General features: G+C 74.6%; 20 protein-coding genes and 1 pseudogene. 7 read left to right on the top strand and 14 right to left on the bottom strand.

The genetic code is table 11. From position 1 onward, the window contains the following. Positions 1-215: 215 nt before the first annotated feature. On the bottom strand, positions 216-761 hold the full coding sequence (locus tag JKP76_RS05150) for a DinB family protein (RefSeq protein ID WP_200489828.1): 546 nt from the start codon (positions 759-761) through the stop codon (positions 216-218). A 30-nt stretch (positions 762-791) separates the two neighbouring features. Between JKP76_RS05150 and JKP76_RS05145 the strand changes: the two genes are divergently transcribed. Genes JKP76_RS05145 through JKP76_RS05135 form a run of 3 tightly spaced genes read left to right on the top strand, consistent with a single transcriptional unit; the run spans position 792 to position 4,322 of the window. Next, complete coding sequence (locus JKP76_RS05145) at positions 792-2,153, top strand: DNA polymerase IV (RefSeq protein WP_200489827.1); 1,362 nt, start codon at positions 792-794, stop codon at positions 2,151-2,153. After that, positions 2,150-3,706, top strand: a complete 1,557-nt coding sequence (locus JKP76_RS05140; protein WP_200489826.1) for an FAD-binding oxidoreductase — start codon at positions 2,150-2,152, stop codon at positions 3,704-3,706. Before JKP76_RS05145 ends, JKP76_RS05140 begins: the two co-directional genes overlap by 4 nt. A gap of 10 nt (positions 3,707-3,716) precedes the next feature. Beyond that, positions 3,717-4,322 (top strand): bifunctional 2-polyprenyl-6-hydroxyphenol methylase/3-demethylubiquinol 3-O-methyltransferase UbiG, encoded by a 606-nt coding sequence (locus JKP76_RS05135; RefSeq protein WP_200489825.1) that lies wholly within the window; start codon positions 3,717-3,719, stop codon positions 4,320-4,322. An 83-nt stretch (positions 4,323-4,405) separates the two neighbouring features. On the opposite strand, the gene JKP76_RS05130 is transcribed toward JKP76_RS05135, so the two are convergent. Genes JKP76_RS05130 through JKP76_RS05115 form a run of 4 tightly spaced genes read right to left on the bottom strand, consistent with a single transcriptional unit; the run spans position 4,406 to position 8,388 of the window. Then, entirely contained in the window at positions 4,406-5,287 is an 882-nt protein-coding gene (locus JKP76_RS05130; protein ID WP_200489824.1) for a hypothetical protein, read from the bottom strand. Next, complete coding sequence (locus tag JKP76_RS05125) at positions 5,284-6,588, bottom strand: CoA transferase (RefSeq protein ID WP_200489823.1); 1,305 nt, start codon at positions 6,586-6,588, stop codon at positions 5,284-5,286. The genes JKP76_RS05130 and JKP76_RS05125 overlap by 4 nt, the downstream gene beginning before the upstream one ends. Continuing rightward, positions 6,585-7,169 (bottom strand): alpha/beta hydrolase, encoded by a 585-nt coding sequence (locus JKP76_RS05120; RefSeq protein WP_200489822.1) that lies wholly within the window; start codon positions 7,167-7,169, stop codon positions 6,585-6,587. The genes JKP76_RS05125 and JKP76_RS05120 overlap by 4 nt, the downstream gene beginning before the upstream one ends. Before the next feature lie 10 nt (positions 7,170-7,179). Further along, positions 7,180-8,388, bottom strand: a complete 1,209-nt coding sequence (locus JKP76_RS05115; protein WP_200489821.1) for a CdaR family transcriptional regulator — start codon at positions 8,386-8,388, stop codon at positions 7,180-7,182. Between the two features lie 92 nt (positions 8,389-8,480). Here JKP76_RS05115 and JKP76_RS05110 point away from each other — a divergent pair, with 92 nt between their 5' ends. Together JKP76_RS05110 and JKP76_RS05105 are read left to right on the top strand one after the other, a co-directional pair. Continuing rightward, on the top strand, positions 8,481-9,590 hold the full coding sequence (locus JKP76_RS05110) for a ferredoxin reductase (RefSeq protein WP_200489820.1): 1,110 nt from the start codon (positions 8,481-8,483) through the stop codon (positions 9,588-9,590). A gap of 25 nt (positions 9,591-9,615) precedes the next feature. Next, positions 9,616-10,818, top strand: coding sequence for an acyl-CoA desaturase (locus JKP76_RS05105; RefSeq protein WP_200489819.1), 1,203 nt, complete (start codon positions 9,616-9,618; stop codon positions 10,816-10,818). Positions 10,819-10,887: 69 nt separating this feature from the next. On the opposite strand, the gene JKP76_RS05100 is transcribed toward JKP76_RS05105, so the two are convergent. The 8 genes and pseudogenes from JKP76_RS05100 to JKP76_RS05065 all read right to left on the bottom strand — a co-directional run bounded on the left by JKP76_RS05100 (position 10,888) and on the right by JKP76_RS05065 (position 18,339). Further along, on the bottom strand, positions 10,888-12,774 hold the full coding sequence (locus JKP76_RS05100; RefSeq protein ID WP_200489818.1) for an Ig-like domain-containing protein: 1,887 nt from the start codon (positions 12,772-12,774) through the stop codon (positions 10,888-10,890). Further along, complete coding sequence (locus JKP76_RS05095; RefSeq protein WP_200489817.1) at positions 12,771-13,748, bottom strand: DUF2804 domain-containing protein; 978 nt, start codon at positions 13,746-13,748, stop codon at positions 12,771-12,773. The genes JKP76_RS05100 and JKP76_RS05095 overlap by 4 nt, the downstream gene beginning before the upstream one ends. 65 nt (positions 13,749-13,813) lie before the next feature. Then, on the bottom strand, positions 13,814-15,184 hold the full coding sequence (gene dnaB, locus JKP76_RS05090; protein WP_200489816.1) for a replicative DNA helicase: 1,371 nt from the start codon (positions 15,182-15,184) through the stop codon (positions 13,814-13,816). Positions 15,185-15,803: 619 nt separating this feature from the next. Next, positions 15,804-16,250, bottom strand: a complete 447-nt coding sequence (rplI, locus tag JKP76_RS05085) for a 50S ribosomal protein L9 (RefSeq protein WP_200489815.1) — start codon at positions 16,248-16,250, stop codon at positions 15,804-15,806. A gap of 11 nt (positions 16,251-16,261) precedes the next feature. Further along, positions 16,262-16,499: pseudogene (gene rpsR, locus JKP76_RS05080) on the bottom strand (30S ribosomal protein S18). Between the two features lie 39 nt (positions 16,500-16,538). Next, positions 16,539-17,039 carry a single-stranded DNA-binding protein gene (locus tag JKP76_RS05075; protein ID WP_200489814.1) on the bottom strand — a complete coding sequence of 167 codons (501 nt, stop codon included), beginning with the start codon at positions 17,037-17,039 and terminating at the stop codon, positions 16,539-16,541. A gap of 2 nt (positions 17,040-17,041) precedes the next feature. Then, entirely contained in the window at positions 17,042-17,329 is a 288-nt protein-coding gene (gene rpsF, locus JKP76_RS05070; protein ID WP_200489813.1) for a 30S ribosomal protein S6, read from the bottom strand. Positions 17,330-17,547: 218 nt separating this feature from the next. Beyond that, entirely contained in the window at positions 17,548-18,339 is a 792-nt protein-coding gene (locus tag JKP76_RS05065; protein ID WP_200489812.1) for a hypothetical protein, read from the bottom strand. Here JKP76_RS05065 and JKP76_RS05060 point away from each other — a divergent pair. Together JKP76_RS05060 and JKP76_RS05055 are read left to right on the top strand one after the other, a co-directional pair. Further along, the gene (locus JKP76_RS05060) at positions 18,329-18,658 is read left to right on the top strand and encodes a hypothetical protein (protein WP_200489811.1); all 330 of its coding nucleotides are present in this window, start codon (positions 18,329-18,331) and stop codon (positions 18,656-18,658) included. The two genes, JKP76_RS05065 and JKP76_RS05060, sit on opposite strands and share 11 nt — an antisense overlap. 50 nt (positions 18,659-18,708) lie before the next feature. Next, entirely contained in the window at positions 18,709-19,530 is an 822-nt protein-coding gene (locus JKP76_RS05055; protein WP_200489810.1) for a deoxyribonuclease IV, read from the top strand. Here JKP76_RS05055 and JKP76_RS05050 read toward each other — a convergent pair. Then, entirely contained in the window at positions 19,514-20,971 is a 1,458-nt protein-coding gene (locus JKP76_RS05050) for a glycosyltransferase 87 family protein (protein WP_309230054.1), read from the bottom strand. The genes JKP76_RS05055 and JKP76_RS05050 overlap by 17 nt on opposite strands. Positions 20,972-21,043: the final 72 nt, after the last annotated feature.

Below are 21,043 nucleotides of genomic sequence, written 5' to 3'. Positions count from 1 at the left end.
CCGCGATCGCCGGCAGCGAGAAGGGCCCCTCGGCGTCGCCCAGGCCCAGGTCGAGCTCACCGACGAACAGCGAGACCACGAGGACGACGAGGCCGACGGCACCCAGGACGAGGAAGACCGTTGCCACTCCGCGCGCCCTCCTCGTCCCCGTCCGACCTGCAGCTTCGCAGTTCCGGTACGCCCACGCCACGGCTGTCCACAGTCGGGTGAACCGGCTACTCGCCGACCTCGCCGTCGATCCACTCCCGGATCAGGTCGGCGTGCCCGTTGTGCCGGGCGTACTCCTCGATCCGGTGCACGAGGATCCAGCGCAGGCTGGGCGTGGTGCCGTCCGGCGAGCTCGCGGCGGCGAGCCGGTCCAGGCCGCCGTCGGCCACCGCCTCGGCCAGGATGACCCGGGACCGCTCGACGGCGCCCGACCACAGCGCGCGCAGCTGCTCCGGGGTGTCGTCGGCCGCGGAGTGCCACTCCCAGTCCGGGTCGTCGTCCCAGTCGACGTCGGCGAACGCCGGGCCCCAGTCGCGCCCGAGCAGCCGCCGGGAGAGCCACATCTCCTCGACGAAGGCGAGGTGCTTGAGCAGCCCGCCCAGCGTCACGGTGGAGGCGGCCACGGTCACCCCCAGGCCCTCGGCGTCCAGCCCGCGGGTCTTCCAGGCCAGCGTCGCGCGCTGGTAGTCCAGGAACCCGGTCAGCACGGCGAGCTCGTCGCCCGCCGGCGGCGGCTCGACGCGGTCGTGCTCGCCCTGCCCGCCGTCCGTCACGGGATCGAACGTAGCGGGGAGGATGGAGGGGTGAGGCGGGAGGCGAGCGTGCTGCACCTCGACCTCGACGCCTTCTTCGCCGCCGTCGAGCAGCGCGACAAGCCCTCGCTGCGCGGGCGGCCGGTCGTCGTCGGCGGGGTGGGCGGCCGGGGTGTGGTGGCGACGGCGTCCTACGAGGCGCGCGCCTACGGTGCCCGCTCGGCGATGTCCACCGCCGAGGCCCGGCGCCGCTGCCCGTCGGGGACGGCGTTCCTCGGCGGCCGGTTCGCCGCCTACCGCCGGACCTCCGACGTCGTGATGGGGATGCTCCGCGAGCTGTCACCGCTGGTCGAGCCGGTCTCGATCGACGAGGCCTACGTCGACCTCGCCGCCGGCGGGCACGACCTGTCGGTCGCGGGTGTGACGGAACTCGGCCGGGCCCTCAAGGAGCGGATCGCCGCGGCCACCGGGGGCGTGACCGGCTCGGTGGGCATCGGCTCGTCGAAGCTGATGGCCAAGATCGGCTCGGAGCTGCAGAAGCCCGACGGGCTGGTCGTCGTCCCGCCCGGCGACGAGCTCGACCTGCTGCACCCGCTCCCGGTGACCACGCTGGGCGGCGTCGGCCCGGCGACGGCGGAGCGGCTGCACCAGGTCGGCATCAAGACGGTGGGAGATCTCGCGGCCCGTTCCCTCGCCGACCTCGTCGCGCTGGCCGGGCGCGCGCACGGCGCGGGCCTCCACGCGCTGGCCCGCGCCGAGGACGACCGCGCCGTCGTCCCCGACCGCGAGGCGAAGTCGGTCTCGCACGAGGAGACCTTCGAGCGCGACCTCACCGACCTCGCCGTCCTGGGCCGGGAGATCGACTCCATGGCGACGCGGGTCGGCAAGCGGCTGCGCGACTCCGCCTTCTCCGGCCGCACGGTCACCCTCAAGCTCCGCCGCTACGACTTCACCACCCTCACCCGCTCGCAGACGCTCCCGCAGCCCACCGACGACGCCCGGCAGATCGCCGCCGTCGCTCGCCGGCTGCTCGCCGACGCCGGTGCCGAGGGCGGCCTGCGGCTGCTCGGCGTCGGGGTCTCCGGGCTCTCGCTCTACGCGCAGGGCGACCTGTTCGCCGAGGAGGACGACGGCTCACCGGTGTCGGCCGCCGAGGAGACCAGCACCGCGGTCGACCTGCCGCCCGAGCCGCTGCCGGCGGACAAGCGCTGGTGGCCCGGGCAGGACGTGCGGCACGACGAGCTCGGTGCCGGCTGGGTGTGGGGCCGCGGGCTGGGCCGGGTGACGGTGCGCTTCGAGGGGCCGCTCACCGCGCCCGGTCCGGTGCGCACGCTCGCCGCGGACGACCCGCTGCTGCACCCGGCGGACCCGCCGGACTGGCGAGAGGACCCTGCGGCAGACTGCGGCGGGTGACGAGGTCGTGGTGGGGCTGGGGCACGGAGGACCAGGCGCTGACCGACGAGCAGTGCACCGCCCGCGCGGCGGCGCTGCCCGGGCTGCCCGACCGGCCGCGGCCGGTCCCGGCGCTCGCCGACGTCGTCCTGCCCACCTCCCGGGTGACCGCCCCCGACGGGCTGCCGGTCACCACCGACCACGACGACCGGGCCCGGCACGCCTACGGCAAGGCCTACCGGGACGTCGTCCGCGCGCTCTCCGGCGAGCTGCCCGGGGCGCCGGACGCCGTCGCGCACCCCGCGGACGAGGCCGACGTCGTCCGGCTGCTCGACTGGGCGACGACGGCCGGCGTCGTCGTGGTGCCCTTCGGCGGCGGCAGCTCGGTGGTCGGCGGCGTCGAGTACCGCGGCGAGCGCCCGTGGGTGTCGATGGACCTCACCGCGCTGGACCGCGTCCTGGAGATCGACCGGACCAGCCGGGCGGCCCGCATCCAGGGTGGTGCGCTGGGCCCGGTGCTCGAGGAGCAGCTGCGCCCGCACGGGCTGACGCTGCGGCACTACCCGCAGAGCTTCGAGTTCTCCACGCTCGGCGGCTGGCTGGCCACCCGCGCCGGCGGGCACTTCGCGACCGTCCTCACCCACATCGACGACCTGGTCGAGTCGATGCGCGTGGTGACGCCGGTGGGCGTCAGCGAGTCGTGGCGGCTGCCCGGCTCGGGCGCCGGGCCCTCGCCGGACCGGATGTTCCTCGGCTCGGAGGGCACCCTCGGCGTCATCACCGAGGCCTGGATGCGGCTGCAGGACCGGCCGCGGTTCAAGGCCTCCGCGTCGGTGACCTTCCGCGACATGGCCACCGCGACGGGCGCGGTCCGCGCCGTCTCGCAGGCCGGCCTGCACCCCGCGAACTGCCGGTTGCTCGACGCCGGCGAGGCCGCCACCTCGGGCGCCTCGGCGGACGGGAGCTGCGTGCTCGTGCTGGGCGTCGAGTCCGCGCACCACCCGGTGGAGTCGCGGCTGGCCGAGCTCACCGACCTGGCCAGCGACCACGGCGGGGTCGTCGCACCCCGCGCGGACGGCCCCCGGGACGCCGCCGCCGACGCCTGGCGGTCGTCGTTCCTGCGCGCCCCCTACGGCCGGGACGGGCTGGCGCGGATGAGCGCCGTCGTCGAGACCTTCGAGACCGCCACCACGTGGGACCGCGTGGACGAGCTCTACGCGACGGTGCAGGCCGAGGTGGGCGCCGCGGTCCGCGAGGTCACCGGCGCGCCGGGCCTGGTCAACTGCCGGTTCACGCACGTCTACCCGGACGGCCCGGCGCCGTACTTCACCGTCGTCGGGGTCGGCCGGCCAGGCTCCGAGGTCGCCATGTGGGACGACGTGAAGACCGCCGCGATGGAGGTGCTGACCCGGCTGCGCGCCACCGTCACGCACCACCACGCCGTCGGCCGCGACCACCGCCCCGGCTACGACCGGCAGCGCCCCGATCCGTTCGCCGTCGCGCTGCGGGCCGCGAAGGCCGCGCTGGACCCGGCCGGCGTCCTCAACCCGGGGGTGCTCGTCGACCCCGTGTAGAACGGGGGGCGTGACCGAGCAGAGCGCGTGGATGCGGATGACCGAGGAGGACCCCTCGCACTCGACCGCCTACGTCGAGCGGTTCCGGGCGCTGGCGGCCCAGGGCGTGGACCTCGTCGGCGAGGCGCGGCTGGTCGACGCGATGCTGCCGCGCGGCTCGCGGGTGCTCGACGCCGGCTGCGGCCCGGGCCGGGTGGGCGCCCACCTGCACGAGGTCGGGCACCGCGTGGTCGGGGTCGACGGCGACCCGGTGCTGATCGCGGCCGCCGAGGAGGACCACCCCGGCCCGCGCTGGCTGGTGCAGGACCTCGCCGAGCTGGACCTGCGGGCGGCCGGCGTCGACGGCGCCTTCGACGCGATCGTCTGCGCGGGCAACGTCATGGCGTTCCTGGCCGAGAGCACCCGTCGGCAGGTGCTGCGCCGGCTGCGCGACGTGATCGCCGCCGACGGCCGGGCGGTCTTCGGCTTCGGCGCCGGCCGCGGCTACGAGTTCGACGAGTTCCTGGCCGACGCCCGCGCGACCGGGTGGGCCGAGGACCTGCTGCTGTCCACCTGGGACCTGCGCCCGTTCACCCCCGACGCGGACTTCCTCGTCGCGGTGCTCCGCCCGGTCTGAGGCCCGCCGACGGTGTGCGCCGGTCGGCAGGTCGGGAGCCCGGAACTGCCGACTCGCGCACAGCGTGGCCCGGAGACGACACCTCAGAGGCGTCCGTTGGCGCGCAGCAGCACGAGCGCCCGCACGGTGGCGTGCCCGCGCCACTCCAGCGCCGCCGCGGGTGAGTAGCTGTCGAAGTCGACGGTCCAGCCGCCGTCGTCCTGCTGCCCCGCGGCCAGCCGGTCCAGCTCGGCCTCGACCACGGACGGCGCGAACAGCGCGCGGGCCGGGCCGCCGGGGAACGGCGCGAAGTCCAGCGGTCGCATGAACTCGCCCTCGGCCCCGCCGGCCACGTGCAGCAGCCCGTCGGCGGGGATCCAGGGCCGCACCCGGTCGACCAGGTCGGCGGCCTCCGGCACCGAGCGGCCGGCCGCGTCGAGGAACTGGACCGCGAACGCCAGCTCCATCGCGTGCACCGAGGCGTCCAGCTCCCGGATCGCATCCAGGCAGTACGCCGTCGCCCGCGCCAGCCAGGGGGTCGTGGCCGGGTCGAGGCCGGGCACCCGGTACGCGGTCGCGGCGATCACGCCGGTGAGCTGCAGCGACGACGTCGCCGCGTCCGCCTGCACCCAGAACGGCGCGCACGCCGCGGGATCGGGCACCGGGAGCGCGAACGGCACGCCGCCGTCGGGCAGGGAGACCGACGCCAGCCAGTCGCACACCTGCGCCGCGCGGGGCGTGGCGACCGGTGCCAGGTCGGCGAACGCCTCCAGCGCGTGCAGCGCGCCGCCGGGCTGGCTGGTCGCCGAGCGGAGGTCCGGCTCCAGGCCCCAGCCGTAGCCGCCGTCGGGGTTGCGGTAGCCGTCGACGGCCGCGACGACGGCGTCGGCGTCCCCGGCGCCGGTGAGCAGCTCGAAGCGGCGCCGGTCGAGCAGCCGCCCGTGCGCGGCCAGGAACGCACCGGCCGCGGCCAGGTCGACGGTCACCGCTCGCGCCAGGCCGGTTCGGTGACCGGCGGCAGCACGGCCGCCGACGTCCACGGCGGGGAACCAGGCGGGGCCACGACCTCGACCGGCCCGCCCGGCGAGTCCAGGCGTTGCAGGTAGGGCGCGGGATCGGGGTCCGGCGCCGGGGACGACGGGTCGCGCGGCGCGTCCAGCAGCCACCGCGCGGTCTGCGCCAGCGACAGCTCCCCGTGCCAGCCGCCGCCCTCGGCCCGCTGCCGCACCAGCCCGGCCAGCACGGTCGCGGCGGCGAGGTAGCCGGTCGCGTGGTCGAGGGCCTGCGCCGGCAGTGCGCCGGGCTGCTCCGGGGAGCCGCAGACCGTCGCGATCCCGCTCGCGGCCTGCACCAGCGAGTCGAAGCCGCGGTGGCCGGCCCACGGCCCGTGCAGTCCCCAGGCGGAGATGCGGACGACGACGAGGTGCGGGTGCCGCTCCGCCAGCGCGGCGGGGTCCAGGCCGAAGGCGTCCAGCGCACCCGGCCGGTAGCCCTGCACGACGACGTCGGCCCCGGCGAGCAGCTCCTCGACCGTGGCGCGGTCGCGGGCCGCGGCCAGGTCGAGCACCACGTGCCGCTTGCCGACGCCGGTGTCCAGCAGCCCGCCGGGCAGGTCGGGCAGCTGCGGCCCGTCCACGCGCAGCACGTCCGCGCCGTGCGAGGCGAGCACCCGCGTGGCCACCGGGCCGGCGATGACCCGCGTGAGGTCCAGGACGCGCAGCCCCTCGAGCGGCGGACGGCGGGGCGGGGCCTCGGCACTGCGGCGCAGCTCCAGCAGCGGCAGCCCGGCCACCGCCCGGCCGGGCTCCGACGCGGCCCAGCCCTCCGGCGTCCGGACGGCGGCCGCCGCACCACCGGCCGCGACGACCGCGCTCTCCAGCTCCTCGGCCCGCCAGCGGGTCGCCACTCGCGCGACCTGCGCGGGGTCCTCCGAGCCCAGGACGGTCGCCGCGGCCGCCCGGTGGTGGGCGTAGTTGCCGTGCAGCCGCACCCAGCCGTCGGAGGTGGCGAAGAAGCGGGACAGCGGGGCGAAGCCGAGCCCCACCGGCCGCCCGGCCAGCCGGGCGTACCGCTCGCTGCGCACCGCGAGCCCGACGTGCGGCCCGTCGATCCGCACCGGCGCGTCGTCGCCGCGGAGCGCCCGGGCGGCCAGCAGCTGCGCGGCGACGGCGCCGGTCACCAGCTCGTCGACCGCCAGCGGACCGCCCAGGCCGGGGGTGCCGCTCACCTCGACCGGCCCGGCGGGCAGCCCGGTGGCGGCCGCGACCTCGGCGAGCAGCCCCCTCACCGCGCGACCACCCGGGTGGCGGGGTCGGTGCACCAGGCGTGCACCGAGGGCCAGGAGCCGTAGCCGGCGGGCAGGTCGAGGTGCTGCCCGCCGGGGACCACGTCGGTGTCCAGGCCGAACCGGTCGGCGTACAGCGCGGCGGCCCCACCGGGGAAGTACGGGTCGTCGTCGCTGGCGACCAGCCGCACCCGCGCGCGCAGCTCCTCGGGCAGCGGCGTCGTCTCGATGCCCGGCGGCGCGAAGGCGGCCACCTCCGGGAAGCCGCGCAGCACGTCGGCCGCCGGCGGGGCGACGAGCAGCACCCGGTCGGCCTGCAGCGCCCCCAGCGACGGCGCCGCCTGCCACCAGAGCAGGACGGCGAGGCTGTGGCAGACCAGCACCCGCTCGCCGCCGTCGGCCCCGAGGGCGGCCAGCTCCGCGCGCAGCAGCGCCAGCCAGTCGGCGAGCACCGGCTCGTCGGGCGACGGGAACTGCGGGTAGCGCACCTCGTGCCCGTCCGCGGCCAGCTTCCCGGCCAGCTCGCGCTGCCAGTGCCCCTCCGGGCGGTGGTTCTGCCAGCCGTGCACGATCAGGACGCTCACGCCGGACCCCTCACGTCGTCGTCGTCCCATCGTGCACCCCGAGGGCGAGGACCAGCTCCAGCACGGCGCGGGGGTCCTCCAGCCGGTCCCCGTACAGCTCGCGCAGCTGGCCCATCCGGTAGCGGACGGTCTGGGGGTGGACGAACAGCTCGGCGGCGACGGCGTCGCGGCGGCCCTGGTGCAGCAGCCACGAGCGCAGCGTCTCGGTGAGCTTCTCCCGGGCGCTCTCGCCCAGGTCGGCCAGCGGGGCCAGGGCGCGCTCCCGCAGGTCGGCCAGCGCCGTCTCGTCGGCGCGCAGCACCAGCTCGGTGAGCCGGCAGTCGGTGTCCAGCGGCTCGGTGCCGCCCGCGGTCAGGCCGAGCTGCACCGCGCGGACCACCCGGGCGTGCGAGTCGGCGGCCCCCGGCCACGGGCGGGCCGGCCCCACGACGGCGCCCCGGCCGTCCAGCGAGCGCAGCAGGGCCGGCCGGGACCGGCCCTCGGCGTCAGGGACCAGGAGCACGACCAGCTCGCCCTCGCCGACCCGCTCGGGTAGCTCGGGCAGCTCGACCGTGGCCCGCAGGGTCCGCGGGTCGAGCGACACCATGGCGCCGCGCACCCGCTCCTCGGGCAGCAGGACGGCGGTCAGCGTGCGCGGGGGCGTCCAGCCGGCGCGCTCGGCCGCGGCCAGCAGCTCGTCGGCCGGCGCCCCGGCCAGCAGCAGGGTGGCCAGCCGTTCGAGGTAGCGCTGGCGGACCCGCCCCGTCGTCGCCAGCTCGTCGCTGTGCCCGGCGACGCTGGCCGCCGAGAGCTGGTCGATGAAGGCGAACACCAGCTCGGCGAAGCGCGCCATGTGCTCCACCGACAGGCCGGCGCGGACGGCGGTCGCGCTCATCTCCCGCCACGAGACGCGGGCGCCCACGCGGTAGGCCGCCTGCAGCGCGTCCATGGACCGGCCGTCGCGGGCCTCGCCGCGGCCCAGCTCGTAGGCCGCGGCCAGCGCCGGGCCGATGGGCGTGCTGGGGTCCACACCTGTCCCGGCGGTGGCCAGCTCGAGGAAGCCGGCAAGGGTCAGCTCCACGGCGTTGCGGATCTTCTGGCCCATCCGGCCGGAGAAGGCGTCGGCGTAGCTGGGGACCTCGACGATGATCTCGGCGACGGTCTGCTCGGCGACCGAGGGCAGCTCGGCGCGCATGGCCCGGGCGACGGCATCCGGCATGACGGTCAGCTCGCCGGTCATCCCGCCCCCTTTGTTCGCAGCGAACAGAACGTACCGGTTGATTCACGTCGGGAACACAGGTAACTGATCCAGGAGTCGGACACAGTCGGTGTATGACGACGACCGTTCCCCGCCCGGACTCGGTGCGGTCGCCCCTGGCCTCGCTGCGGAAGCGTGCTGTGCGGCTGGCCGAGCTGGTGACCACGCCCCTGCTGCCCGTCGACTACCTGGACCTGTTCGACCCGCTCCGCTCCGGCGCCGCGCTGCGCGGCCGGATCGAGGCCGTGCTGCCCGAGACGCGGGACGCGGCGAGCATCGTCATCCGCCCCGGCAGGGACTGGCAGCCGCACCGCCCCGGCCAGTACGTGCGCATCGGCATCGACATCGACGGCGTCCGCCAGTGGCGCGCGTACTCGATCACCTCGGTGCTCGGCCGCGGCGACGGGTGCTTCACGATCACCGTGAAGGCCATCCCGGAGGGGAAGGTCAGCAACCACCTCGTGCACCGGGTGCAGCCCGGCACGATCATCCAGCTGGACCAGGCCACCGGTGAGTTCTGCCTGCCCGAGCAGGCGCCGGAAAAGGCGCTGTTCGTCACCGCCGGCTCCGGGATCACCCCGGTCATGGGCATCCTGCGCAACGCCGCGGACCGGCTCGCCGACACCGTGCTGGTGCACTCCGCCCCGACCGCCGAGGACGTCGTCTTCGGCGCGGAGCTGCGGCAGATGGCCGCCGAGGGCCGGATCCGGCTGATCGAGCAGCACACCGACAGCGCCGGCATGCTCGACGCCCGGTCGATCGCCGAGCTCGTCCCCGACCTGCACGAGCGCGCCACCTGGGCCTGCGGCCCCGTCGGCATGCTCGAGGCGCTCGAGGAGCACTGGGCCGCAGCGGGCATCGCCGACCGGCTCTACACCGAGCGCTTCCGCCCGCGGATCCTCGCCGGTGCCGGCGAGGGCGGCCCCGTCACGTTCACGACGAACGGCACCACCGTCGAGGTCGAGGGCACCACCCCGATCCTCGACGCCGCCGAGGAGGCCGGCGTCCTCATGCCCAGCGGCTGCCGCATGGGCATCTGCTTCGGCTGCGTCCTGCCCCTGCGCGAGGGCGCCGTGCGCGACCTGCGCACCGGCGAGATCACCACCGCGGAGGACATCGGCGACGGCGTCCTCGTCCAGACCTGCATCAGCGCGCCCGCGGGCGCCTGCGCCATCGACCACTGACCGATCCACAGCAGAGGAGCCGGACATGACCGCCATCCAGAAGAAGCCCGAGAACCCGATCGCCCACCTCTCCGCCGAGGACATCGAGCTCATCGGCAAGGAGCTGGACACGATCCGCCAGGAGGTGCGCGACAGCCTCGGCGAGTCCGACGCCGCCTACATCCGCAAGGTCATCGACACCCAGCGCAAGCTCGAGCTGGGCAGCCGCGCCGTCCTGCTGGCCTCGTTCTTCCCGCCGGCCTGGATCGTGGGCACCGTCGGCCTGTCGGTCGCCAAGATCCTCGAGAACATGGAGATCGGGCACAACATCCTGCACGGCCAGTGGGACTGGATGCGCGACCCGAAGATCCACTCCACGACCTGGGAGTGGGACAGCGCCAGCCCGGCCGACCAGTGGAAGCACTCGCACAACGAGCTGCACCACACGTACACGAACGTGATCGGCAAGGACAACGACCTCGGCTACGGCATCATGCGCGTCGACGAGGACCAGCCCTGGCACCCGCTGTACCTGGGCCAGCCGCTGTGGAACTTCGTCAACGCCTGCTGCTTCGAGTACGGCATCGCCGCCTACGACCTCGAGCTGGGCAAGAACCTGTCGTCGAAGCGGCGCCGCAACGACCCGGAGTTCCGGGCCCGCGCCCGCCAGGTGGTCAAGAAGATCCGCAAGCAGGCCGGCAAGGACTACCTGCTGCACCCGCTGCTCTCGGGCCCCTCGTTCGTCTCGACGCTGGCCGCGAACTTCACCGCCAACGTGGTCCGCAACCTCTGGTCGCACTCGGTGATCATGTGCGGGCACTTCCCCGAGGGCGTCGAGACCTTCGAGAAGACCTCGATCGACGGCGAGACCCGCGGCGAGTGGTACCTGCGGCAGATGCTCGGCTCGGCCAACATCTCCGGGTCGAAGGCCATGCACATCATGACCGGCAACCTGAGCCACCAGGTCGAGCACCACCTGTTCCCCGACCTGCCGAGCAACCGCTACGCCGAGATCGCCCCGAAGGTGAAGGACATCTTCGACCGGTACGACCTGACCTACCACTCCGCGCCGCTGCCGCAGCAGGTCGCCTCCGCGTGGCACAAGGTCATCCGGCTCTCGCTGCCCAACGACTGGCTGGCCGAGACGACGCCGGCGAACCTGCCCTCCCAGCTGGGCAAGCTCTGGAAGATGACGACCGGTGGCAAGAAGGTGCGCCGCGCGATGCAGGCACGGCCCGCCGCCGCCTGATCGCTCGTCCGCACCACCCCGAGGCCCGGGACCGCACCGCGGTCCCGGGCCTCCGGCGTCCTGCAGGGGTCAGCGGGGGCCGGTGTTCAGCGCGCGCAGCACCCCCGGATCGGCGACCGGCACCTCCCAGACGTCCCCCTCGGCGTCCGGGTCGACGACGCGGCCGTCGGCCAGGAACGTCATCGCCTGCCCGAGGCCCTGCAGGCCGGGGATCCAGAACAGCCCCTGGTCGAGCAGGAAGGCGTGCGGGTCGAACCCGGCGGTCGCGGTGCGGTCGTTGCGGAAGAGGCTGGTCCGGTCCCACAGCTCGCCCGCCTCGACCAGCGTCCACGTGGTGGGGTTGGGCACCAGCCCGTCCCCGAAGGCCGCCTGCACGAGCACCCGGTCGGGCTCGACGAGCGGCGCGAAGGTCTCCGGGCTGCCGGGCCGGTTGAGCCACGCGACGCGGGCCAGGTGGTCCTGGAGGGCCAGCGCCGCGGCGTCGGCGACCACCGGCGGCTGCCCGCGCAGGGGCAGCTGCTCGTCGAAGCCGTCGTCCGCGTCGTCGAGGAGGCCGGCGTCGGCCAGGGCGCGGCCGACGATCGGCCGGAAGTGGTCCGACAGCCGGAAGAACTCGACCACCGGCCCGCCGGGGACGTCGAGCACCGCCCGGGTGACGGCGGGGTCCACCCCGGCCAGCAGCGCGCCGTAGACGCCGCCGAAGCTCTGCCCGAGGTAGGTCACACCGTCGCCGGACAGGTCGGCCGCGCCGTCACCGTCGACGTCGGTGCCGCCGAGCGATCGGACCAGGGTGACCAGGTCGGCGGTCGTCTGGCGCAGCGCGTCCCGGAACCACACGGCCGCGGCGTCCCCGGTGGCCCGGGAGCCCTCACCGCCCTCGATGACGCCGTCGCCGTCCTGGTCCTCGCCGCGGCCGTGGGCCGGCAGCACGGTCGTGCGGCCGCCCTCGACGAACTCCCAGGCGCTGCGCGGCCCCGCGCCGTGGCCGACCACGTCGGTGGCGATCATCGCCGTGCCGCGCCGGGCGGCCAGGGTGGCGGCCAGGCCGATCGCGTCGGTGGAGCCGGTGTAGCCGTGCCCGAAGACGGTCACCGGCCAGCCGCCGGGGGGCGCCTGACCGGGCGGCAGGACGGCCACGAACGGCAGCCGCTCGGCCGTCACCGGCCCCGGCCCGGGGCCGGCGGTGGGGGCCTGCCGGATGGTCCCGTCGGGCTGCAGCCAGCTGGGCGCGAGGAAGGAGCCCACGACCATGCGGCTTCCCTCGGGCAGCTGGGCGGTGGGCACCGGGTTCCGGTCCGCACCCGGCGCCCGGTCCGGCAGCCGGCTGACGACGGCGCCGCCCGCCCCGCCGACCGCGAAGACGCCCTCCACCCGCAGCCCGGGGCGGATCCCGAGCCGCCTCGATGCCTCCCCGCTGTCGATCTGCCGCTGCAGGTCCTGCAGCCCGTCGGGGGCGCTCAGGGTCGTGAAGGTGGTCTCCGCGGCCGCGTTCCCGCGCCCCTCGGCCAGCACCAGCCGGTAGGTCGTCGCCGGCGCCAGCTGCCGCTCCGGGGAGGCGTGCACGGTGGAGGTCGCCGGGTCGTAGACGACGCGGTCCACCCCGGTGCGCACGCCGTCCTCGTCCTCCACGGAGAGCAGCTCGGCGATCTCGGCCGGGTCGACCGGGGCGCTGAAGCGGACCGAGATCCGCGGGTCGAGGTCGAAGCCGTCCAGCTGGTTGAGCCGGCGGGCCAGGCCGCACTGCTGCTCGCCCTCGCAGCCGCCGGTGGGCAGCGCGATCCGCCGGCCGGTGGCCTGCCCCGGATCGGGCACGGTGAGCGCGTCGGTGGGGAAGAGCCCCTGCGGCTCGGCGGTCCGCGGGGCGGCGGCCGCGGGCGTCGCGGTGACCGCCAGCGCCGCGGCCAGCAGCAGCGCGGCGGCGGCGGACGTCATGCGGTGCCGGGGGCGGGGGGTCACCAGAGCTGGCGGGCCTCCTCGGCCCAGCCGACCAGGCCGTCGACGCTCACCCGCTCGCCGTCGTCGGTGGTCGCCCAGCCGGTGAACTCACCGAAGCACTGGTGGGTCTCCGAGGAGATGACCGTGAGGTCGGTGGCGGCCGAGCGCTCGTGGAAGGGGTGGAAGGTGACGTCGACCGTCTCGCCGGAGATCCGCCAGGGGCGCTCCCAGTCGGTGCGGTCGTACTCCCAGCGCAGCTCCTCGCCGATCTTGTGCAGCCGGCCGTCGACCAGCACGCCGTTCTCCGTCGAGCCGGTGCCGTCGGTCCACTTCCCGCCGACGGTCAGCCCGCGGCCGCCCGGGGCGCTGCCGGCGGCCCAGTTCCACGTGATGGAGCGGGGCCACTTGCCCCGGCCGGAGTCGAGGACGGCGAACGAGCCCTCCCCGACGGGCACCTCGATGCCGGCGACCAGGAGGGAGCCGGTGACCGGCAGTGCGACGTCCTTCACCGTGTACTGGAAGCGCTTCGCGCTCCACGGGACGACGACGGCGAGCGCCTCGTGGTCCGGGGCGCGGTGCACCGTGAGGTCGAAGTCGACGTCGGGGGCGGTGCCCTTCAGCGTGGTCGCCGCCGGGGTGCCGCCGAAGTCGAAGGCGAGCGTCTTGCCGCGGCCGGCGGCGGTGCCGGTGCGCTCCGGCAGCACGACGCCCTTGGCCAGCGGCACGATGTCGGCCCGCTCGATCTCGTGCCCCGTGGCCCGGTCGAGCACGTAGAGGCTGTACAGCGCGGCGTAGTCCAGCGAGGAGACGGTGACACCGAGGACGTGGGTCGGCGTCATGACGCCCCAGTACTCCCAGCGCTTCGCCCGCCCCCAGCCCCGCAGGTTGGCGCGGTGCAGCGGCGTCCGGCTCCAGCCCACCGCGGCCGGGTTCAGCCGCCCGTCGGGGCCGCACAGGTCGACGGGCTCGGTGATCTCGCGTTCGCTGGTGGGCACCGCGGCAGGCTAGCGGGCGGCCGGTGCGCGATGTTTCCCGTGGAACCAGACGTGCCGGGGACGGGTCAGTTGGCCATGTCCACGAAGCGGCTGTAGTGGCCCTGGAAGGCGACGGTGACGTTCGCGGTGGGCCCGTTGCGGTGCTTGACCAGCATGATGTCGGCCTCGCCGGCCCGCGGGGACTCCTTCTCGTACATGTCCTCGCGGTGGATCATCATCACCATGTCGGCGTCCTGCTCGATCGAGCCGGACTCGCGGAGGTCGGACAGCATCGGCTTCTTGTCCTGACGCTGCTCCGAGCCACGGTTGAGCTGCGACATCGCGATCACCGGGAGCTCGAGCTCCTTGGCCAGCAGCTTCAGCGCACGGGAGAACTCCGAGACCTCCTGCTGGCGGCTCTCGACCTTCTTGCCCGAGGTCATCAGCTGGAGGTAGTCGATGACGATCAGCTTGAGGTCGTTGCGCTGCTTGAGCCGGCGCGCCTTGGCCCGGATCTCCATCATCGTCATGTTCGGCGAGTCGTCGATGTAGAGCGGGGCGTCGGCGATCTCGCCCATGCGGCGGGCCAGCTTCGACCAGTCCTCGTCGCTGAGCGAGCCGGCGCGCATGTGGTGCAGCGGCACCTTCGCCTCGGCGGACAGCAGACGCATGGTGATCTCGTGCTTGCTCATCTCGAGCGAGAAGATGGCGGCGGGCATGTGGTGCTTCACCGCGGCCGAGCGGGCGATGTCCAGCCCGAGGGTGCTCTTGCCGACACCGGGCCGGGCCGCGATGACGACCATCTGGCCGGACTGCAGGCCGTTGGTCAGCTCGTCGAGGTCGCGGATGCCGGTGGGGACGCCGCGCGCGGTGCCGCCCCGGGAGGCGATGGCGTCCAGCTCGTCCATGGTGGGCTGGAGGACGTCGGCGAGGCGGGAGTAGTCCTCGCTCATCCGCTTCTCGGTGACGTCGTAGATCTCCTGCTGGGCGCGGTCGACGATGTCGTCGACGTCGCCCCGGCCGCCCGCGGCGCCGTAGCCCAGCTGGACCACGCGGGTGCCGGCCTCGACCAGCCGGCGCAGCACGGCCTGCTCCGCGACGATCGCGGCGTAGTAGCCGGCGTTGGCCGCCGTCGGCGTCGAGGCGATGAGCGTGTGCAGGTAGACCGCGCCGCCCATCTTCGACAACTGGTCGGTGCGGTTGAGCTCGGCGGCCACGGTGATCGCGTCGGCGGGCTCGCCACGGCCGTAGAGGTCCAGGACGACGTCGAAGATGATCTGGTGCGCCGGGCGGTAGAAGTCGGCCCCGTGCAGGACCTCGACGACGTCGGCGATGGCGTCCTTGCTCAGCAGCATGCCGCCGAGCACCGACTGCTCGGCCTGCACGTCCTGCGGCGGCTGCCGGTCGTACTCCGGCGCCGACGCCATCGGCCGGCTGTACTCGTCGGCCACCGCCACGGGTCGTCCTCCTTCTCCTGCAGGCGCGCCCGCACCGCCGCTCACCGAGGGGAAGCCGGGAGTTCGGCGGGCACGCCGGACCGAACGCGTGTTCGGGGAATTGCTACCGCCGGGCACTGACACTTCGAGCCCGGAGAGCTGGGGACGACGTTAGGAACCCGGAGCGGCGGCGTCCAACACCTCGATCTGCACAACATGTGGACAAGTCGGTGGACGGAGGCGTGTCGACATGTGGAGACGGCGGGGGACGGCGTGGGGGCGGGTCCCCACCACGAGCGCCCCACCTGCGCCGACGCCGTCCCCGGGCTGTGGACGGGAAGTTCCCCGAAAGTTTTTTCCGCGTTGGCACGCGTGGTGTCGCCGTGACGGACGGGACCGTCCCGTCCACACCCGAGCACCCCTCCCGCAGCGCTCGCTCCCGGCGCCCGACAGCGCGAGATCGCCGATCTCGCGCGCTAAGGGGCTCCGACAGCGCGAGATCGCCGATCTCGCTGCGAGAGGAGCCGGTGGCGCGGGTGCACGAGGCGGCTCAGCGCCCCGGAAACGCCACGAGGGGCGCCGGACCGGAGTCCGACGCCCCTCGGGGACGCTGCACGCGCTCAGGGCGCGCTCAGGCGGTTCAGCCCGCGACGACCTCGATCGCCAGGGTGCTGCTGACCTCCGGGTGCACGCGCACGGTGACGGCGTGCTGGCCCGTGGTCTTGATGCTGCTGGGCAGCTCGATCCGGCGGCGGTCGAGCTCCGGGCCACCGGCCGCGGTGACCGCGGCGGCGACGTCGGCGGTCGTGACGCGGCCGAACAGGCGGCCACCGTCACCGGCGCGAGCCGGGACGCGGACCTTGAGGCCGGACAGCTGGCCGGCCACGGCCTGCGCCTCCTCGAGCGAGCGCACCTCGCGGGTGGCACGCGCCCGGCGGAGGGACTCGACCTGCTTCTCGGCACCCCGGGTGGCCTTGATGGCCAGCCCGCGGGGCAGGAGGTAGTTGCGGCCGTAGCCGCCCTTGACCTCGACGGTGTCGCCGGAGGACCCGAGACCGGTGACCTCCTGCGTGAGGATCAGCTTCATCGTCGACATGATCAGCGCGCCGTCGAGGTGTAGGGCAGCAGGGCCATCTCGCGGCTGTTCTTCACGGCCACGGCGACGTCCCGCTGGTGCTGGCTGCAGTTGCCGCTGACGCGGCGGGCACGGATCTTGCCGCAGGTCGGAGATGAACTTCCGCAGCAGCGTCGTGTCCTTGTAGTCCACGTAGGTCGCCTTGTCCTTGCAGAACTGGCAGACCTTCTTCTTGGCCTTGCGAATGGGTGGCTTGGGCACCGGAGTACTCCAGAGTTCAGTGGAACAGGGATCGAAGGATCAGAAGGGCGGCTCGTCGGAGGGGCCGGCCGGCGTCGACCAGGGGTCGCTCGCACCGCCGCCACCACCGCTGGAGCCACCGAAGCCGCCGCCACCGCCGCTGCCCCCACCGAAGCCGCCGCCGCCACCCTCACCGCGGGAGGCCTTGGTGACCTTCGCGGTGGCGTAGCGCAGCGAGGGGCCGATCTCGTCGACCTCCAGCTCGATGACGGTGCGCTTCTCGCCTTCCTTCGTGTCGAACGAGCGCTGCTTGAGCCGCCCGCTGACGATGACCCGCGAACCGCGGGTGAGGGACTCGGCGACGTTCTCGGCGACCTGGCGCCACACGTTGCACCGGAGGAACAGCGCTTCGCCGTCCTTCCACTCCTGCGACTGGCGGTCGAAGGTGCGCGGCGTCGAGGCCACGGTGAAGTTGGCGACGGCGGCACCCGACGGCGTGAACCGCAGCTCGGGGTCCGACGTCAGGTTGCCGATCACGGTGATGACGGTTTCGCCGGCCATGCTCAGTGAGCCTCGGGGCGCATCAGCTTCGTGCGGAGCACCGACTCGTTCAGGTTCAGCTGGCGGTCCAGCTCCTGGACGGCGGCGGGCTCGGCCTGGATGTCGACGATCGCGTAGATGCCCTCGGCCTGCTTGTTGATCTCGTAGGCCATCCGACGACGACCCCAGATCTCGGTCTTGACGGTGCCACCGGAGTTGGTGACCACGGTCAGGAACCGGTCGAGCGAGGGCGCGATGGTGCGCTCCTCGAGATCGGGGTCGAGGATGATCATCAGTTCGTAATTGCGCACGGAGAACCCCACCTCCTCTGGTCTCAGCGGCCGCAGGGGATCTGCGGCAGGAGGGTTGTGCATGCGTTGCGCGTCCCGACGAGCTCGTGGAGAGCCGGAACGCGCGGGCCCAGGCTACCAGTGATCACCGGACCGCCCCGGCGCCGTCCACAGGCAGCCCCGGACGGCAGCGGCCGCCGCCCCCTGCCGGGGACGGCGGCCGCGTGCGTGCCGGTCGGTCAGCGCGAGGCGCGCGCGGCCTGGTGGGTGCGCACCAGCGCCGCGCCGGCGGCGGCCAGGGCGACGACGGCGGCCAGCGCTGCTGCCGGCAGCGGCTCCGCCGCGGAGGCGGTGTCGGCGGTGGTGTCGAGCTGCTCGCCGTCCTCGTCCAGCCCGGTGCCGTTCAGGCCGGCCAGCTGGCCGAACACCGGGACGGTCGCGCCGTCGTAGCTGCCCGCCAGCCCGCCGGAGCCGCCGGTCCCGGTCCCGGTCGAGCGGGTCGTGCCGCGCTCGGCCAGGAAGCGGGCCGGGTCGAAGGCCGCGGCGGCCGACCCCGCCCCCGGGCGCAGCTGGGCGGCCCCGGCACCGGTCGCGTACGCGTACTGGCTGCCCGGCACGCCCTCGACGGCGGGCGCGGCCGGCTGCTCGGGCACCGCCGGCGTGGCAGTGGGCGCGGGCGCTGGTGCCGGCTGGGTGCCCGGCGTGCTCGGCACCGGCAGCAGACCACCGGCCTGTGGCGCCGGGAGGGTGAGCGGGGGCAGCTGCGGGAGGTTGACGCCGGGCAGGTTCGGCAGCGGGACCAGCGTGTTCACCACGAACGGCGTGGGCGCCGGCAGCGGGGGCAGCAACCCCAGCACGGTGTCGGTGAGGATCGACGTGAGCGAGGCGTTGCTCTGCAGCTTGTGGGTGTAGGTGATCGAGCAGGTCAGGCAGGTCGAGGCGAACGTCTCGGTGACCGAGGCGCCCGGGGCGAGCACCCGCTTGCCGGACGGCAGGCCGAGGGTGACCTCGGTCTTCGCGGTGACGCTCACCAGCGTGGGCAGCAGCCCGCCCCCGCCGACCTGGACCGGCTTGTCCCTGGATCTCGTTGACGAAGGTGACCGAGCCGCCGCCGTCGACGGAGACGATCGGCGGGGTGAGGTCGCGGATGGGCACGGTGACGGCGGGAGCGGCCGCGGCGGGCGGCGCCAGCACGACCGAGGCCGCGGCGACGGAGAGCCAGCCGAGAACCGCGACGGCGACACCGCGCCGTGCCGTCCGGTGGATGCGACCGGTTGCCATCTGCGTAGTACCTCCGACTCGACCTACTGCTGGGTAACCAGCGTCACGCTGCTGAACGATGATGTGTGATCGCGGTTACGGCTAAACCCGGATCCGGTCGCGAACTACTGTCGCCAGGCGTGGCCAACCACCCGATCGGCGTACACGTGGGCTCCGGGCTCGACGAGGACGGGCAACTGCTCGACGGCGGGCCGCTGGCCCGTGCCGCCGAGCTGGACGCCGACGTCGTCCAGCTGTTCCTGACCGACCCGCAGAGCTACAAGGCGCCCCGTCCCCGGCCTGACGAGGCGGAGCTCCGGGCGGCCGACGTCACCGTCGTGGTCCACGCGCCGTACATGCTCAACGTGGCGTCCACGAACAACCGGATCCGCGTCCCGGGCCGCAAGCTGCTCGGCCAGCACGCCACGGCGGCCGCGGCACTCGGCGCGATCGGCCTGGTCGTCCACGGCGGGCACGTGCTCGCCACCGACGACCCCGCGGTCGGCGTCGACAACTGGCGCAAGACCTTCGCCTACCAGGAGAAGGACGGCGGCTTCGCGCTGCCGCTGCTGATCGAGAACACCGCCGGCGGTGGCAACGCCATGGCGCGCGACCTCGACGCCGTCGCCCGGCTGTGGGAGGCGCTCGGCGACTTCGGCGCCGGGTTCGTCCTCGACACCTGCCACGCCTGGGCCGCGGGCTGGGACCTGACCACCGTCGTCGACGACGTCCGCGCGATCACCGGCCGGATCGACCTGGTGCACCTCAACAACAGCCGGGACCCGGCGGGCTCCAGCCGCGACCGGCACGCCCCCCTGGGCGACGGCGAGATCCCGACGGAGCTGCTGCTCGACGTGGCCCGGGCCGCGGGCTGCCCGGTCGTCCTGGAGACACCGGGCGACGCGGCGGGCCACGCCGGGGAGATCGCCCTGCTGCGGGAGGCGCTCAGCCCCGCCCGGTGACCGGCCCGGGCGGCGCCCCGGCGGGCTCCGCGGCGGTGCGGGCGGGGCGGCGCGCGCCCAGCCGGTGGTCGGCGGGGGAGTCCTCCAGCGGGCCCCCGGCCGGGTCGTCGACGCCGGGCCAGCTGGTGCGCACGATGTCGCGGTCGGGGTCGAGGACGTCGCGGACCACCAGCGCCACGAGCACCAGGACGGCGACGTCGCGGATGACGACGGCGAGCAGGAACCACTCGACGGCGATGCCGTTGTCCTCGGGGCCGAGGTACCAGAGCATCCGCGTGACCCAGACCAGCGCCTCGGTGGCCTGCCATGCCAGCAGCGAGCGCCAGGCCGGGCGGGCCAGCACCACCAGCGGCAGCAGCCACAGCGAGTACTGCGGGCTCCACACCTTGTTGAGGAGCAGGAACCCGGCGACGAGCAGGAAGGCGATCTGGGGCAGCCGCGGGCGCACGGGAGCGGCGACGGTCAGCCAGGTGACCGCGGTGAGCATGAGCAGCGTGGTCATGGCGACGGCGCCGTTGAGCACGACCGGCGTCTGCCCGGGGGCGAGCGGGCCGTCCAGGATGCGGTCGTCGGTCAGGTGCAGGGCGATGTTCCACAGCGAGTCCGGATCGGCCTCGCGGGAGCTGTTCAGCTCGAAGAACCGGCCCCAGTTCTCCGGGGCGGCCAGCGCGACCGGCAGGTTGACCGCCAGCCAGGCCACCCCTGCGGCGACCGCCGTCCGCAGCCAGGTGCGGAGCAGCCCCGCACGGGCGCAGAGCAGGAACAGCGCCCCCAGGACGAGCACCGGGTAGAACTTCGCGGCCACCCCCAGCCCCAGCAGGACGCCGGCGGTGACCGGCATCCGGCGGGCCCACGCCCACATGCCGAGCGCGGCCAGGGCGACGGCGAACAGGTCCCAGTTGGTGAAGGCGTGCACGACCAGCAGCGGGGAGAGCCCGATCATCGCGGCGTCCCACGGCCGCCGGCCCGAGACGCCCTGCACGGCGCGGACGGTGACCAGCGCGCAGATCGCGAGCAGCAGGCAGGTCACCACGTAGTAGGCCTGCACCGGGGGCACCTCGGGCAGCAGGCCGGTGGTCTCCGCGAGCGCCTCGTAGGCCCCGCCCAGCGCGTTTGCCGCGACCATGAACGCGCCGGTCAGCACCGGGTACTCGACCGAGGTGTCCAGGTAGGGCAGCGCTCCGGAGTCCAGGTCGTAGACGCCGAACAGCGGAACGGTGTCCGAGTAGCAGAAGTGGGTGTACTGCGGGGAGCCGGTCCAGTCGCCGTCGGCGCACGGTTCCTGCTTCACCCACGCCAGGCTCAGCGCCAGGACGGCGAACAGCAGGCAGACCCGCAGCGGCGTCCAGAACAGCGCCCGCCCGGTGACCGCGTGCCGCCCCCACGGGCCGCCGACCGCTTCGCTGGCCTGTGCGGCGACCGGATCGGTCCAGGTCGGCACAACCCGGTCCGGGGACGCCGCGGGCCCGCCCGCGGAAGCGAACGGGCCCGTCGGTGTGCTGCTCACCCGCTC

Origin of the sequence: Blastococcus sp. TML/C7B, from assembly GCF_016612845.1 — a bacterium.
Lineage (GTDB): Bacteria > Actinomycetota > Actinomycetes > Mycobacteriales > Geodermatophilaceae > Blastococcus.
The sequence above is the reverse complement of the archived record's forward strand: the minus strand, read 5'-3'. Positions and strand labels throughout refer to the sequence as shown.